Annotated in this window: 17 protein-coding genes and 2 tRNA genes; 15 read left to right on the forward strand and 4 right to left on the reverse strand. The window is 37.8% G+C overall.

Annotated features, from left to right (window positions below):
• The first annotated feature begins 38 nt into the window (after positions 1-38).
• Positions 39-1,175, forward strand: coding sequence for a hypothetical protein (locus GSF08_RS04985; protein WP_160624754.1), 1,137 nt, complete (start codon positions 39-41; stop codon positions 1,173-1,175).
• 142 nt (positions 1,176-1,317) lie between these two features.
• On the opposite strand, the gene GSF08_RS04990 is transcribed toward GSF08_RS04985, so the two are convergent.
• Positions 1,318-1,391 (reverse strand) — tRNA-Trp (locus tag GSF08_RS04990).
• A gap of 120 nt (positions 1,392-1,511) precedes the next feature.
• Here GSF08_RS04990 and GSF08_RS04995 point away from each other — a divergent pair.
• On the forward strand, positions 1,512-1,877 hold the full coding sequence (locus tag GSF08_RS04995; protein WP_160624755.1) for a hypothetical protein: 366 nt from the start codon (positions 1,512-1,514) through the stop codon (positions 1,875-1,877).
• Between the two features lie 19 nt (positions 1,878-1,896).
• On the opposite strand, the gene GSF08_RS05000 is transcribed toward GSF08_RS04995, so the two are convergent.
• Positions 1,897-2,106, reverse strand: a complete 210-nt coding sequence (locus GSF08_RS05000) for a zinc ribbon domain-containing protein (protein ID WP_160624756.1) — start codon at positions 2,104-2,106, stop codon at positions 1,897-1,899.
• Between the two features lie 105 nt (positions 2,107-2,211).
• On the opposite strand from GSF08_RS05000, the gene GSF08_RS05005 reads away from it, so the two are divergent.
• The 9 genes from GSF08_RS05005 to GSF08_RS05040 all read left to right on the forward strand — a co-directional run bounded on the left by GSF08_RS05005 (position 2,212) and on the right by GSF08_RS05040 (position 9,241).
• Positions 2,212-2,745, forward strand: coding sequence for a DJ-1/PfpI family protein (locus tag GSF08_RS05005; RefSeq protein WP_160624757.1), 534 nt, complete (start codon positions 2,212-2,214; stop codon positions 2,743-2,745).
• 10 nt (positions 2,746-2,755) lie between these two features.
• Positions 2,756-3,205, forward strand: a complete 450-nt coding sequence (locus GSF08_RS05010; protein WP_249805923.1) for a nucleoside 2-deoxyribosyltransferase — start codon at positions 2,756-2,758, stop codon at positions 3,203-3,205.
• Between the two features lie 77 nt (positions 3,206-3,282).
• Complete coding sequence (locus tag GSF08_RS05015) at positions 3,283-4,272, forward strand: protein NO VEIN domain-containing protein (protein ID WP_160624758.1); 990 nt, start codon at positions 3,283-3,285, stop codon at positions 4,270-4,272.
• A gap of 54 nt (positions 4,273-4,326) precedes the next feature.
• Positions 4,327-4,401, forward strand: a tRNA-Glu gene (locus GSF08_RS05020).
• A gap of 96 nt (positions 4,402-4,497) precedes the next feature.
• Positions 4,498-5,313 (forward strand): polysaccharide deacetylase family protein, encoded by an 816-nt coding sequence (locus GSF08_RS05025; protein ID WP_160624759.1) that lies wholly within the window; start codon positions 4,498-4,500, stop codon positions 5,311-5,313.
• Positions 5,314-5,432: 119 nt separating this feature from the next.
• On the forward strand, positions 5,433-5,996 hold the full coding sequence (locus GSF08_RS05030) for a chromate transporter (protein ID WP_160624760.1): 564 nt from the start codon (positions 5,433-5,435) through the stop codon (positions 5,994-5,996).
• Positions 5,993-6,559 (forward strand): chromate transporter, encoded by a 567-nt coding sequence (locus tag GSF08_RS05035; protein WP_160624761.1) that lies wholly within the window; start codon positions 5,993-5,995, stop codon positions 6,557-6,559. Before GSF08_RS05030 ends, GSF08_RS05035 begins: the two co-directional genes overlap by 4 nt.
• A gap of 187 nt (positions 6,560-6,746) precedes the next feature.
• Entirely contained in the window at positions 6,747-7,313 is a 567-nt protein-coding gene (locus tag GSF08_RS11520; protein WP_249805924.1) for a hypothetical protein, read from the forward strand.
• Positions 7,314-8,059: 746 nt separating this feature from the next.
• Entirely contained in the window at positions 8,060-9,241 is a 1,182-nt protein-coding gene (locus GSF08_RS05040; protein ID WP_160624762.1) for a MalY/PatB family protein, read from the forward strand.
• 63 nt (positions 9,242-9,304) lie between these two features.
• Here the strand turns inward: GSF08_RS05040 and GSF08_RS05045 are convergent, their stop codons facing one another.
• On the reverse strand, positions 9,305-10,462 hold the full coding sequence (locus tag GSF08_RS05045) for a MalY/PatB family protein (RefSeq protein ID WP_160624763.1): 1,158 nt from the start codon (positions 10,460-10,462) through the stop codon (positions 9,305-9,307).
• A gap of 38 nt (positions 10,463-10,500) precedes the next feature.
• A complete protein-coding gene (locus tag GSF08_RS05050) occupies positions 10,501-11,211 on the reverse strand; it encodes an N-acetylmannosamine-6-phosphate 2-epimerase (protein WP_160624764.1) in 711 nt (236 codons plus the stop codon).
• A gap of 220 nt (positions 11,212-11,431) precedes the next feature.
• Here GSF08_RS05050 and GSF08_RS05055 point away from each other — a divergent pair, with 220 nt between their 5' ends.
• The 4 genes from GSF08_RS05055 to GSF08_RS05070 all read left to right on the forward strand — a co-directional run bounded on the left by GSF08_RS05055 (position 11,432) and on the right by GSF08_RS05070 (position 14,460).
• Positions 11,432-12,154, forward strand: coding sequence for a GntR family transcriptional regulator (locus GSF08_RS05055; RefSeq protein ID WP_160624765.1), 723 nt, complete (start codon positions 11,432-11,434; stop codon positions 12,152-12,154).
• A gap of 259 nt (positions 12,155-12,413) precedes the next feature.
• The gene (locus tag GSF08_RS05060) at positions 12,414-13,178 is read left to right on the forward strand and encodes a PTS mannose/fructose/sorbose/N-acetylgalactosamine transporter subunit IIC (protein ID WP_160624766.1); all 765 of its coding nucleotides are present in this window, start codon (positions 12,414-12,416) and stop codon (positions 13,176-13,178) included.
• Between the two features lie 14 nt (positions 13,179-13,192).
• Positions 13,193-14,074, forward strand: a complete 882-nt coding sequence (locus tag GSF08_RS05065) for a PTS system mannose/fructose/sorbose family transporter subunit IID (RefSeq protein ID WP_160624767.1) — start codon at positions 13,193-13,195, stop codon at positions 14,072-14,074.
• Positions 14,074-14,460 carry a PTS sugar transporter subunit IIA gene (locus tag GSF08_RS05070; RefSeq protein WP_160624768.1) on the forward strand — a complete coding sequence of 129 codons (387 nt, stop codon included), beginning with the start codon at positions 14,074-14,076 and terminating at the stop codon, positions 14,458-14,460. The genes GSF08_RS05065 and GSF08_RS05070 overlap by 1 nt, the downstream gene beginning before the upstream one ends.
• Positions 14,461-14,472: the final 12 nt, after the last annotated feature.

Consider the following 14,472-nt stretch of genomic DNA (forward strand, 5'->3'; position numbering starts at 1 on the left):
GTATTATATAGGTAACTATTTTATAAATAAAAAGTAATTTGAAACTGCTTATCAAAACAAATGAAAATACATATATAGTCAAAATGAAATTAGAGTTATCTACTCTCCAAGATGAAATTATTATTAATGATTTCTATTATTCTTGGAGTAAGACAAAAATTTCATTTGATAAGAAAAAAGAATTGCAGTATCATGGAAAATTCAGTTTTTCAAAAATTCTTAAACGAAATTATGAAGTTTCGATTTTAAATGATGATTTGTTTAAAGAAAGTTCTTTTGATACCCGTAAATGGCTATTGCATAAAGGAAGTTTTGGAACAGGTAAGACAACACTTGATATTTTAAGTCTTAATAATTTAGGATATATACCAATCATAATTTCTCCATGGGAAGATAATTATGATGATGATTTTTTATATCTCATATTTGATAAAATGAAAAAGAAAAGTAAGAAGATTTTCTTTTTACCAGAAAGGCATACGTTTATTATTTTTATAGTTTCTGTTTTTGCTGTTTTTACTGCTTTATATACAATGTTGAATAGTATTGATAATTTTTCAAAAGTCAATCATTTAGTGTTTTTTAATCTAACCAGTTATACATACTTATGTATATATCTATTAATCTTATTCATTTCATTCATGTCTATTTTATATTTGTTACCATATTTAATTATTTTTAAAAAGAATTCTTCTAGAATTTATCAGGATTTTTATCTGAATAATATCAAATATATGTTGAATAGAAATAGTAAATTAATACTTTTGGTAGAAGATATTGATCGATTAGATCCTAAATATATATGCGATATTTTAAGAATTCTCAGTAAACTGAATAATTCTCAATGGAATTCAGATCGTAAACTAGGTATCATATCGTGTAATCATAAAGTAATTGAAAATCATGATATGACTTTTAATAAAATTGCATGTGGGGAGTTATTTGCAGATGTTAAATCGCGTAAATATATGTGGAAATTTCTAAGAAAGAGTTTGGAAGCATTGGAAAGAATTAAAAAAATGAGTTTTCATATTGAATATTCAAGAATTTCTGAAGAGAATTTTATATCCGACATATCATTCAGACTAATAAAGGATACTTTGGAAAAATTGATTAATGCTGAAGATAATGAAGAAGCAATATCCTATTTAAATGAGATTTTAATAATTGATTAAGACTAGTAAACTATATATGTTTTTTATCACGATCGCTTTATACAAACATAAGAAGAAGTTGTAAATGATTCCTAATTAGCAAATGTTAAATAGAAAATGAAAAATATAAAAAAACCTTTATAAAAAGGCTTACATAACAATCTGGCAGGGGTGACAGGAATTGAACCCGTATCAGCGGTTTTGGAGACCGTTATACTACCATTGTACTACACCCCTAATTCAATTGCTTAAATATAGTATCATATTCATCAGGAATTGACAATAATAAAGATGAAATAAAACGTTTTTATCCGCCAGAAAAAGAGATATAATAATAAAATACAAGGCAGGTATGTGATGACACTTATTTTATCAGTATTACTATTATTTCATGTGAATGGATTTCTTTTATCAATCGTGATTTTAGGGTTCTGTTGGTTAAGCAAAATAATTTTGCACAAGAAAACCTGGACGGAGTTGTTTGATTATTTAGGCTTAATTGGTCTGATGATCATCATTCTAATCAGTTTGGTTTTCTTTACCACGGTTGCTTATTTTATAAATCATGCTGTCTTTCTGTATTTACATTCAAAATATGCGGTATTGCTTTCTTGGATTTTGCCAGTTATTATCGATGGCGCTATGATGACCCAGGTGAAACGAGGGAAAGAATGGCTGGTTCATGGGGATACAAAAAACGAACAGGAAACTATCTACAAATAAAAAAGCGCAGCCCGCGCTTTTAGTTTGTCAGGAAGTCCAGAATATTCCATCCGGCATCGGTTTCAGAACGGTATAGCTCAGTAAATCCGCAGTTTGTACAACTGACAGTTATAAACTTTTTATTTTGCACATCGAAAATTTTAGCGAAGTTTCCTCCCGTAGCCTGGAATTGATCACTGACATAGGAATTACATCCGCATTTCGGACAAACAAACTGTTTCTTTTCCATGATGTTCTCCTCTCTAACATAGCATATGCGTGTACACATTATACCATAATCATCGTCTGGTTAACTTTCATTTGTGTTATAATTCATGTGGAAAGAGGTGTTTTTATGAAAGTAATGTGTATTCTAACAGATGGTTTTGAAGAGCTCGAGGCAGTTGGTACAATTGCTTTATTAAGAAGAGCTGGAATGGTAATTGATGTATATGCGGTGGAAAGCACAGCTGCTACCGGAAGATTTCAGGTAACATTTGATCGTTTGCTGAACACGGATGATTTGTGTGTTGATGAATATGATGCATTGTTTATTCCGGGAGGACCTCATTATGCGAAGCTAGAAGCGAATGCGTGTGTGAAGGCTGTCATCAAGCATTTCTTTGATCATCATAAGGTTGTATCTGCAATTTGTGCTGCACCGACTATCCTGGGGCATCTCGGCTATCTGAAAGGGAAAAAATATACATGTTTTACCAGTATGAATGAAGATTTTGGCGGTGTCTATATGGATCAGTATGTGGCGATTGATGAGAACTTAATTACTGGAAGATCTGCGGCAGCTTCGATTGATTTTGCTTTTGCACTTATGGAAAAGCTAGCCGGTAAAGCAAAAGCAGATGAAATTAAGAAGTCTATTTATTATTAAGAGGCCGATTATGAAAATCTATTTGGCGGGCAGTTTATTTAATGAAGCAGAGATCAAACAGCGAAAATGGGAAGGGCAGCGGATGCGGGAAGCTTTTCCGGAAGCAGATGTATGCAACCCTATTGATCAGCCGTTTAATGAAAATAAGGAATCTCTGCCGGCTCCGCAAACGATTTACAACAGTGATATAAAATCGATACGTTCATGTGATGTATTTGTGGCAGATTTGACGAATGAAGATCCCGGGGTGATGCTTGCCCTTGGAATTGCGATTGAAGCAAAGGTTCCGCATGTTATAGGGGTCAACTCTGATTCTCGTATGACTTGTGCCAATCAATATGACATACCGAGCTACGGCATGAATCATTTTGTGTTGGGGGCAGTCTTAGAAAATGGAATTTTAGTTTCTTCTTTTGAGAAAGCGGTAATAAAAATAAAAGAAATTATGAATAAGAAATAATCTGGTCAAATCCAGATTTTTTTGATTACACAAAGCACATTACTTAAATTTAAGTTATAATAAATACAGGTGATATTATGTTAGAAATAGAAGCGGGAACCATTTTTGAAAATTTCAAAGCTATTAAAGAAGCAACTGGTTGCGTTCCATATAGCGGGATTGCGATAAATAAAAAGAATAAACATATTTTACTTGTCTCAAAAGTGGAAGATAATATTTATCATGATCATCAAGAGGGACCTATTTTATTTTATCGAGGAGCTGGTCAAGTCGGAGATCAAACAGTTACTCGAGGTAGTAATAAAACATTATATAATGCTCTGAAGAAGATAAATAAGTATCATGTGTATTTGGCAATAAAGGATAAAAACTATATTTTTAAAGGCGAAGTTATACTATCCAAAAATTATTCAGATGTATTATATGAGAGAAAACCTGATAAAAATGGAGATGAACGGCAGGTTGTAATATTTCCATTAGAGATAAAGGATAATAATTATGAAATGGAATTTAAGCTATTTAATGAAACACTTCATAATTTAAATATTGATAATGTGTTTTTGGAGGAAGATAAAGTACATACTAATTTACCAGCTAGTGGTTCATATTCAAGCAGCAACAAGGTAATCAATCGTATTGCTTTTGAAAAGCAAAGAGAGCAAGCAAAGAGAATAGGAGATCTATCTGAACAATTAGTTGAAAAACACGAAAAAGCTTTCTTGGAAAGTATTGGCAGAATTGATTTGGCTGAGCAGGTTAAAATTATAGAAAATGATGGTGAAGGTTTTGATGTTCTTTCTTTTATGAGTAATGGTGATAAGAAATTTATTGAAGTAAAAGGCACTACACTTGGAAAATTTACACCATTTTTCATTAGTGAAAATGAATTGCAGAAAGCAGAAGTCTTGGAAAATTATCGTCTATATCGTGTTTATCATTTAAGTAGTAAACCGAAATTCACTTCTTATACTTTGCGCGAATTTTATGAAATTTTTAATATGGAACCAGCTTCTTACATATGCAAAGTACGAACAAAGGAAGATTATGAAAATCATCAAGATTCTTAGTTGACAAATTGCTCTATTTCTTTTAATATATAAAGGTCTCTTTAATCTTTATATGGCGCGTTCGGCAAGTGGTTAAGCCATAGCCCTCTCAAGGCTACATCACGGGTTCGAGTCCCGTACGCGCTACCAAGTGATGATATACAGCCTCTGTAATAGAGGCTTTTTCTTTGGGAATTGTGCCTAAATGAGGAAAAATGTATAATTATTATACTAGGAGGATAAAGCATGAAAAAACATAAAATCTTAAGAATAGCCTTTCTGATGTTTATTATAGTATGTTTTTCAGTGGTATGTATTATGTTTTTCATGTCCCGGGAGACATCCTATCGGCCAAATACCGATCATATCCCTATCATCGGATACCATAATCTTGCAAAGGATGAGGATAAAAACAAATATTGGCGTTTTGACCCCTGGACAGCCTCCCTTTCATCATTTGAAAAACAAATGAAATACCTGCATGATCATGGATATCAGACCATTAGTTTGGATGAACTGTATGCGTGGAAGCATAAAAAAAAGCAGTTTTCCAACAAAACCGTTGTAATTACATTTGATGACAGCTATTATTCCACTTCGCTGTTGGCAGAGCCCATCTTAAAGAAATATGGGTTCCAAGCGGCTACCTTTGTCATCGGATACAGTATTCCCAAACAAATTCAAACTTATGATGCGGCTAAAAAGCAGCATATACCGATTACATTGCTGAAAGACACCAAAACGATGAAATACTATTCCCATTTTTACCATCTTCACCGCAAAATTGACAATGAATATGCAATCAATACTTACACTGTAAAAGAGCTGCAAAAAGACATACAATCAGCAGGAGAAGCTGTCAGCACAGATTATGTTGCTTATCCATTTGGAAAGTATAACGATAATGTTCAAAAGGCCTTGTATCAGGAATCGGTGAAAATGGCATTCAGCTATAATCAATTCCGAAGTATGAAGCGAAGCGACCCAATCTATGAGCTGCCGCGGTATTCGGTAAATGCATATACACCGATGTTTGTATTTCAATATATGATCAATCATTAAGAGAATTCTGAAAGGTTTTCTCTTTTTCTTTGTTAAGATACTGTAAATGAATTTTAATTGCCTTTATCTTGCAGTATAATATGAGAAGATATTTTCATGCTAAAAGAAGGGTGATATTTATGGATCAGCAGCCATTTACTTATCGAAAGCTTTTCACTTCCACCTTTTTTTTGAGTGCCTTTACGTTCGGCGGCGGGTATGTGATCGTTCCGTTGATGCGGAAGAAGTTTGTGGAGCAGCTGCAATGGATTGATGAAGAAGAAATGATGGATATGGTGGCGATTTCGCAGTCAGCACCAGGGGCGATGGCAGTGAATACATCGATTATGACCGGATATCGGCTGGCGGGAATAAAGGGCGTTTTGGTGAGCGTGACTGGAACCGTGCTGCCGCCGCTTTTGATACTTTCATTGATTTCTTATTTTTATATCGCATTTCGCGAGAATGCGGTCATAGGTGCTGTGATGAAAGGAATGCAGGCTGGAGTAGCTGCAGTGATCGTTGATGTGGTTATCAATATGGGGCAGAATGTTGTAAAAGAAAAGGATATTCTATCAGATTTATTGATGATTGCAGTATTCCTTATAACATATTTACTGGAAGTAAATGTAGCAGTCATGATTGCTTTTGCTGCGATAATCGGGGTTGTTCGATTTTATTACGAAAAGAGGAAAGCGGCATGAGCGGATTTTTAGCACTCTTGTGGAGCTTTTTCCAGGTCGGCTTATTCAGCTTTGGCGGTGGTTACGCAGCCTTGATGCTTATTAAGGAACAGGTTGTTACAATTCATCATTGGCTTTCAATGACACAATTTACAGATATTATAACGATTTCACAGATGACTCCCGGTCCAATAGCTATTAACTCCGCAACCTTTGTAGGAATTCAGGTAAAAGGATTACCAGGTGCGCTGATAGCAACGCTGGGTTGTATTCTGCCAAGCTGTATCATCGTTATCCTGCTTGCGTATCTATATGATAAATATAAAGAGCTTCCGATTTTAAAAGCAATACTGTCCGGATTACGACCAGCAGTTGTAGCTTTGATCGCAACGGCTGGAATGGCAATGCTGATGACAGCGTTTTATGGTTCTGAAGCTATTGTTCCAAAATCTTGGCTGTCAATCGATTGGATCGCGGTGTTCTTATTCGGAGGTAGTATTCTTGCTTTAAGAAAGTGGAGGCTTGATCCGATCATAGTTATGATTGCCAGTGGTATCATCGGTGCTGTACTTTATCTTCTTTAGCATATCCTGAACGGATATGTTTTTTTGTTAAAGAGATATCTCATGATATTTGCCTACTTATATATAAAAAAATAAAGATAAAAGCTGATAAATTATGAAAACCCTGTTGCTTCGCCCAGGGGCAAATTGCTCACTTGCATAGGATGAACTGAGATAGGGATTATCTCTATGAAAAGGAGGAATATATATGATTGAATCTTCTCGTTGTGGATGCAATCGCTATGTATCTGAACGTTACAATGAACGCCGTAGCAACAATGAGCGCTTTGGTGAGTGCCGTGAAAGCAGACGCGGAAATTCCTGCGGATGTGACGGAACTTCCAATGGTCACTGCTGTGGCTGGCGTCCGGCTCCGGTTCGTCCATGCCGTCCTTGCGGCTGCCGTCTCAATACCTGTGGCTGTTCCAATGACAATAGCTGTCATGATGGAATAGGTTCTGGATGTGGATGCCGTCCGCGTCCATGCCCGCCAAAGCCATGTCCGCCACGCCCATGCCCGCCAAGACCATGTCCGCCGCGTCCATGCCCGCCAAGACCGTGCCCGCCGCGTCCATGTCCGCCAAGACCGTGCTGTTCCTGTGGCAATATGCGTCCGGAGCCATACTATGATCGTATGAATGAATATGATTTTTATGGTTATGATGGTATGGATTATATGCCTGAAGGATATTGGAATGAAGAGTTTGAAGACGGATATGAAAAAGCTGCTGAAACTGTTGAGAAAGCAGTAGTTGAAGAAGAAACAAAAGAATAGCTTGTAAAACTAAAGTAAACAGAAATCCTACGGATCGAGTTACCGGTTTCATGGCTGTGAACATCACATATGAATATTGATTTTCATAGGAAAAACTGATGCTTGCTGTGTGCTGAACGATTCCTGCTATGATAAAAGAGATGGAAAGAATGGCCGCTCTTTATCTCATTCGAAAATCGATCCGCTCGTATGCTTGTATTGTAACCTTCGATAAATCACAAATAGATAAGGGATGATGCTGAAATGCATAATCCCTTTTCGTTTTTTTAATTATTTTTTAATGGCTGAATAACAATACGGTTCCTAGTTAATTAACAAGCTTTTTTCATCCTATTCAAGTAAATCAATGTTGCAATTGTTTATATAGGTAATTGAATAAGGAATTGGTTGATAATCGGTATTCCCTCAGAGATCATACATTGACTCATACTGTTAGACTTTGCTTTTCCTTTGAAAGCCTGCTGTATTAATACTTTTGGCGGATGCAGAGTATCCTAAAAAGATAACTTGGTGATTTCTTAAATGATAGCGATACGGATATTATCTTCTATGTATTGCTGCGAATGTTTTTTTGTTGTGTTGTTAATTTTGGATGTAATACTTTGTTAAAAATTTTTGATTGAAAGGGTAAATCAAAGTGGATGGTTTCACTCAGAAAATATACTTTTTTATCAGAATGCGAATTTTGGTTCGTATTGATCGGCACGAATGGTACAATAGATAGAAAGAAACCAGGAGGAATGATTATGACATATGATTTTGATACAGCAAATGATCGACGCGGTACTGCTTCTACAAAATGGGATCGATATGAATCTCGGTACCATTTGACAGATGTAATCCCGCTGTGGGTAGCAGATATGGATTTCAACTGTCTGCCGGAAGTTTCCCAGGCGATCATAAAGCGCGCTGAACATGGCATCTTTGGTTATACGGATGTTGTGGATGAGGTGTATCAAACAATTATTGATTGGGAATTAAAACATCATCAAAACAATATTGAAAAAGCAGAAATCGTTATGACAACCGGAGTTGTCTATGCGATCTATTCACTGGTTGAGCTATTGGTGAAACCTCAGGAAAAAGTCATTGTGCAGACGCCGGTCTATCCTCCGTTTTTCAATACACCCAAAAGCTTGGAGCGCACGGTCGTATATAATCCATTGTTGTATGATGGAAGCACTTGGACAATGAATTTTGAGGATTTGGATGAACAGCTTAGTAAGGATCCGTCCATTCGCATGATGATCTTATGCAATCCCCATAATCCGGTTGGCCGCTGCTGGAAATATGAGGAATTGGAAAAGCTCTGTGAGATCTGCCGTAAGTATCATGTTTGGTTGGTATCTGATGAGATACATGGAGATTTGATTTTGAAACCCCATCAGCTTCATTCAATCTATACGATGCCAAAACGATATCACGATAATCTGATTCTGTTAGGCTCTCCGACCAAGACATTCAATTTGGCCGGACTGAAAATTTCCTATGCTGTAATAAAGAATCCTAAGCTTAAGGAAGCTCTGGCAGTTCAAGCAAAAGCATCCGGCTTGTCCAGTATCAATATATTCGGTTTAGAAGCATTAAATGCCGCATATCGTTACGGTGATAAATGGCTTGAAGAATGTCTGGATTATATAGATCATAATTTTGATTATACGATTACCTATCTGCAGAAGCATCTTCCTAAGGCTGTATGCAATAAACCGGAAGCTACGTATATGGCATGGGTAGACTTGCGTGCGATGATGCTGCCGGCTGATATTTGTGAACAATTAAAACAAAAGGGTCATGTTGAATTGCAGGGTGGAGCCGGTTTTGGGGCTGGATTTGAAGAGTGGCAGCGAATCAATTTAGCCTGTCCGCGTGCGACCCTCGAAAAGGGATTAAAGCGTATGTGTGATACCTTAAATGAAATCAAACAATAATAAATACCTGTAATGAAGAGTATGTCTCTTTCTCCTGCATTTCGCTTTTATGGTATATTTTTATCAAGAATTTTCTTTTTGAATAACCTGTGCAAGACGATTGCAGAAGTCTTCGATAACCTTGCGGGAAACCCCAATATTTAAACGTATAAAGGGGTGTTTGCAGTCAAAATGGGTAAAGGTGTTCCCATATATATGACATTTATTTTCAAATAAATCGATCATTTCTGCTTCGGATTGCACATATTCACTGCAGTCCAGCCAAGCCAGAAATGTGGCTTCTAAAGGTGAAAAGGACAGCTTCAGATGATGTTGTTGGAAGTAATTGATCATATACATATAATTACCGTAAACATATTCCTTGGCTTGATTCAGCCATTCATCACCATGCTGATAAGCAGCCTTGAAACCAGCTTCGCTGAAGCATTGATTGTTCATATAGCTGATTGCTGCTACAGTATGCTGATAGTCTGCAAGCATCTTCTTGTCGGGCAGAAAGATAAAGGATGTTTCGAGTCCCTGCAAATTAAAGGTCTTTGAGCCAGATACGATCGTAATGACGGAATCTTGAAACGTTGCTGCTGGCAGAAATGGCTTTTGAAAACACCAGTCGCAGTGTATTTCATCGCTGATGATGAGAACATGGTACTGATTGCAGAGATGAAGCATTTTTTTCAGTTCATCTCTTGACCATACCCGGCTGATTGGATTATGCGGGGAACACAGGATAAACATTGAGGCTTCTTTGCATGCTTCCTCAAATGTTTGAAAATCAATTTCATATTGACCGTTTCGATAGTTCAGTTCATTTATCAGACACCGGCGATTATTTAGGATTATATTTTTGCGAAATGGTGAGTAAGAGGGATTCTGTATCAAAATACCATCACCTGGTTTGGTAAAGGTTTGTATACACCAAGCGATTGCGGTATTTACACTTGGTGTAATTACGCAGGAATCTGGTGTAATAGGTGTATCATACCGTTCTTGATACCAGGAACAGACGAGCTTCGGCAGTTCTTCTTTCAGTTCACCATAGCCGTAAACTGGATGATCACAGCGCTGATGCATGGCATCCTTTACTTCCTTCATCACCGGTAGATCCATATCCGCCAGGGTCATGATAATACTGTCATCCGGGCGGTTCTTCATTAGCTGCTCTTTGTATTTGACACATGCGGTGTGTCGGCGTTCAATAATTGTATCAAAATCGTAGTTCATAAATATATCCTTTCTATAAAAAGCAGGCTTGCACCTGCTTATTTATGCGCATTAAGATGTTTAACAAAACGCTGCGTGATACATTGCGGATCAGTCACGGCGCTTCCTACCACAATGGAGTCAGCTCCGCAGTCCATGGCAGCTTGGGCATCTTCGCGTGTCCAAATTCTACCTTCTGCAATGATAAATATATCTGGATACATACTGCGAATGTCCTTGATCAGTTGAAAATCACAGGTATCCGTTTTATCAGCTGTATTCTCAGTATACCCGCTCATTGTTGTAGCGATGATATCGGCTCCAGCTTCATAGGAATACTTGGCATCTTCAATCGTACCGATATCAGCCATGATAGCAATATTTGGATATTTAGCTTTTACTTTCGGAATAATTTCCCAGGCATATTCACCATCAGCATTTTTACGGTGCGTGCCATCTAGGGCAATGATTTCACAGCCAATTTCAGCTATGCGGTCTACTTCACGCATCGATGGTGTGATATATACATCATTTCCAAAGGTATACTGTTTCCAGATACCGATCATCGGTACATCGGGATAGACGCGCTTAATCAGTGAGATAATTTCAGGCGTATTGGCTCGAAAACCGATACATCCGCCACGGTATGCAGCCTTTGCCATTAGCAGCAGGCGCTCGGGAGTATAGAACGGATTTCCCTTTGCACAGGTTCCTTGACAAGATACAAACATGTTTCCGCGTATATAATCAAAAAGTTCTTTTTTACTCATAGAAAATGCTTATCCTCCTTATTTCCTATTCTGAAACAGAAATTTCATATGTTTTAACATCACTCCTTTTACAAAAATGTATATACAATAAATATAAATAAACTATACATAAATGGAGTGATTATGTCAACAATAATTACAGTTTTTATTTTCAATCCTTGTAATTGTCTAATGCTGTTTGTATAATGAAGCTATAAAAATAAGTAAAGGAGTCATATACATGAGTGCAGATCAGCCTATTTATTTGAAAATTGAAGAGGATATTAAGAAGCGGATCAAAGATGGAACCTACAAGGCGAATCAAAAGCTGCCAACAGAACGTGAATTTATTGAAATGTATCACGTCAGTCGAATGACTGCCCGTCAAGCTATCAATAATCTAGTCGGTCAAGGATATATATATCGGATTAAAGGCAGAGGTGCGTTTGTCCACAAAAGTAATATTGTCCAAAAAAACCGTTCCTTTCTGAGTTTTAGGGAATCTATGAAAGAATACGGCATTGAAATCACCAGTGAAATTTTGAATTTTAAAGAGGTTCTGCCGCCTGATTTGATCCGTTTGAATCTAAAACTCGATGTTGGACAGAAAACCTATTGTTTAAGCCGTATTCGCTATGCCGATGGGGAACCTATCGTTGTTGAAGATATTTATCTGCCGGCTGATCGTTATCCTGGCTTAATGAATTACGATTTCAGTAAAGACTCACTATATGGTGTAATGGAGAGGGATTATGATATTTTTATGTATTGCGTGGAAGAGACAGTAACTGCAGTCAATCTGAAAGAAGATATGAGTCTGTTGCTGTATGGCAAAAGTAAAGGAATCGCCCTGCGTTTGCTTGATGTTGTGAGTGATCAAAACGGTATTCCACTGAAATGCGGTGATTGCTTCTTCAATAACGAAAAATACAGCTATTATAAAATCAATATACAGACCGAATAAGGTCTGTTTTTTTACAAATACTGGATTCACCGAAATAAGCTGGCAGAAATCTGGCTTTTTTTATATGATTAGATAGTAAACTTTTTGTGATGAAAAAAGATCATAGATTCCATAAATATTCTATTGACAAGTTATAAGCGGTATTATATAGTTTAAATATAAAAAATGTATATACAAAAATATTGTTTCGTAAGTACGAAAAAGCTTTGTTTCAAGTTTTATTCGTTTTCAAATTAGAAAAAGAAAAGGAGAAACTTTTATGAACAATCTAGGTTTAGCACTCTTAGTCGGTGTCGTAGCTGGATTGCTGGAATGGGATATTTATGGGGGAATCCATTTAAAAGCAGCTCGACCGATCATCACCGGAACCGTTATGGGACTCGCGCTTGGAGATTTGGAAACAGGACTGTATGTTGGCGGTACACTGGAACTTGTCTATTTAGGAAATATCACGGTAGGTGCGGCAATTCCGCCTGATGCGACATGCGGCACCGCGATTGCAACAGCCCTTTGTATCATATCCGGACTGGATCGTGAAGCGGCAGTCGCCCTGGCATTACCGGTAGCAGTGTGTGCGCAGATGCTGCAGATGTTTATGTGGACGCTGAATGGCGGCTTCATGCATAAGGCAGATGCCTATGCGGCAGAAGGTGACATTGATAAGCTTTGCCGGCTGCAGATCGGCGGATGTATTATGTTCTTCTTCCAAGGATTCATTCCTGCATTTCTTGCTATTTTTCTGGGCGCGGATGCAGTCAGCACACTCGTGAATAACATGCCTGATTGGATCAATACCTGGCTGAAAGTCGCAGGCGGCATGATGCCGGCACTTGGATTCGCTATGTTGTTCGTCATGATGTACAAAAAGAAACTTCTTCCGTATTTCATCGCTGGATTTGTAATTGCAGCTGCATTCGGCGGAACGCTGATCAGCATTGGTGTGCTTGGTATGGCCGCAGCTCTGCTATATGTGAATTCTATGGATGAAAAAACCGAAAGACGCCGCGGTCGTGCGGGTAATTAAAGGAGGGTAGGAATATGGAAGAAATCAAGATGGAAATGGGAAATGCCGCATCTGAAGCGTTAAAAGGACGTTCTGAAGTGAAGGTAACAAATAAGGATATTCGAAAAGTCTTCTTCCGTTCACTATTTGAAATGTGTACGATCAACTATGAACGTTTTCAGTCACTGGGCTATTTGTATTCGATCGCTCCGCTTCTGCGTAAATTTTATCCTGATAAAGAACGCAGAATAGCAGCGTGTAAGCGCCATATGGAAATGTTCAATACTCATAACTCCCTTATAAATCCAATCATGGGTACTTCGATTGCCATTGAAGAAAAAATTGCAAACATGCCCGAAGGTACCGATACAAAAGATTTGGAAGCTTCTGTTAACAATATCAAGGTTGGTTTAATGGGACCTTTTGCCGGACTCGGTGATTCAATCATCGGTGCAACGATTATTCCAATTTTGGGTGCGATTGGAGCGGGCATGGCATTAGACGGCAGTATTGCCGGTCCATTGTTTTTCTTAATCGTATATAATGTGATTGATAAAGGCTTCCGTTATTATTCAACCTTCTATGGTTACCGCAAGGGTGTAAGTATTTTAAAAGATATCAAGACCAGCAATATCATTCAGAAGATATCCGAGGGAAGCAGTGTGCTCGGCTTGATGGTTCTCGGCTGTTTGGTATCTAGTTGGGTTGATTTCAAGATTACGAAGGTATTGAATTTTCAGGGTATGAGTCCAATTGATATACAAAAGCTGTTGGATGGAATTATCCCAGGACTGCTGCCGCTAGGATTGACTCTGCTGCTGGTATTCTTCTTTCGTAAGAAATGGACATCAGGAAAATTGGTGTTTGTGATTTTCGCACTGGCTTTGGTTTTCACCTTAACAGGACTTTGCGGATAATGAATCGATTTATTCTGGCGGCGCACGGCCGATTGGGAGAAGCCTTTCTGGAATCCGCGGAAATGATTGCCGGAAAGCAGGACAGGGAGACGGTGTTTGCCGTCCCTTTCCTGCCGGATGATAGCTTAGACTGTTTAACCTGCCGTTTGCGTGCGATCATTGAAAAATATCCGCAAGATCAATTTTATATATTATGTGATTTAAAAGGGGGAAGTCCGTTTAATGCTTCCTTTCTGCTTTCCCGTAAGTTCAGCCGCGTCCATGTCATAGCAGGCTTGAATTTGGCAATGCTGCTGGAAGTGCTGCTTCAAAGAGAGACAATTCAAGGTATTGAGGATATCACCAAAATTGTTGAAAACAGTAAAACGCTGATGTATGTGATATAAAAAGGAGAGATG

Source organism: Copranaerobaculum intestinale, from assembly GCF_009831105.1.
In the GTDB taxonomy this organism is placed as follows: Bacteria; Bacillota_I; Bacilli_A; order Erysipelotrichales; family Erysipelotrichaceae; genus Copranaerobaculum; species Copranaerobaculum intestinale.

Bases quoted from the DNA above. Each gene is read 5' to 3' on its own strand.
- GSF08_RS05050 (WP_160624764.1), bottom strand. From the start codon at position 11,211: ATGAGTAAAAAAGAACTTTTTGATTATATACGCGGAAACATGTTTGTA.
- GSF08_RS05060 (WP_160624766.1), top strand. From the start codon at position 12,414: ATGAACAATCTAGGTTTAGCACTCTTAGTCGGTGTCGTAGCTGGATTG.
- GSF08_RS05030 (WP_160624760.1), top strand. From the start codon at position 5,433: ATGGATCAGCAGCCATTTACTTATCGAAAGCTTTTCACTTCCACCTTT.
- GSF08_RS05010 (WP_249805923.1), top strand. From the start codon at position 2,756: ATGAAAATCTATTTGGCGGGCAGTTTATTTAATGAAGCAGAGATCAAA.
- GSF08_RS05015 (WP_160624758.1), top strand. From the start codon at position 3,283: ATGTTAGAAATAGAAGCGGGAACCATTTTTGAAAATTTCAAAGCTATT.
- GSF08_RS05035 (WP_160624761.1), top strand. From the start codon at position 5,993: ATGAGCGGATTTTTAGCACTCTTGTGGAGCTTTTTCCAGGTCGGCTTA.
- GSF08_RS05055 (WP_160624765.1), top strand. From the start codon at position 11,432: ATGAGTGCAGATCAGCCTATTTATTTGAAAATTGAAGAGGATATTAAG.
- GSF08_RS05005 (WP_160624757.1), top strand. From the start codon at position 2,212: ATGAAAGTAATGTGTATTCTAACAGATGGTTTTGAAGAGCTCGAGGCA.
- GSF08_RS05025 (WP_160624759.1), top strand. From the start codon at position 4,498: ATGAAAAAACATAAAATCTTAAGAATAGCCTTTCTGATGTTTATTATA.
- GSF08_RS05000 (WP_160624756.1), bottom strand. From the start codon at position 2,106: ATGGAAAAGAAACAGTTTGTTTGTCCGAAATGCGGATGTAATTCCTAT.
- GSF08_RS04995 (WP_160624755.1), top strand. From the start codon at position 1,512: ATGACACTTATTTTATCAGTATTACTATTATTTCATGTGAATGGATTT.
- GSF08_RS05065 (WP_160624767.1), top strand. From the start codon at position 13,193: ATGGAAGAAATCAAGATGGAAATGGGAAATGCCGCATCTGAAGCGTTA.
- GSF08_RS05045 (WP_160624763.1), bottom strand. From the start codon at position 10,462: ATGAACTACGATTTTGATACAATTATTGAACGCCGACACACCGCATGT.
- GSF08_RS05040 (WP_160624762.1), top strand. From the start codon at position 8,060: ATGACATATGATTTTGATACAGCAAATGATCGACGCGGTACTGCTTCT.
- GSF08_RS11520 (WP_249805924.1), top strand. From the start codon at position 6,747: ATGATTGAATCTTCTCGTTGTGGATGCAATCGCTATGTATCTGAACGT.
- GSF08_RS05070 (WP_160624768.1), top strand. From the start codon at position 14,074: ATGAATCGATTTATTCTGGCGGCGCACGGCCGATTGGGAGAAGCCTTT.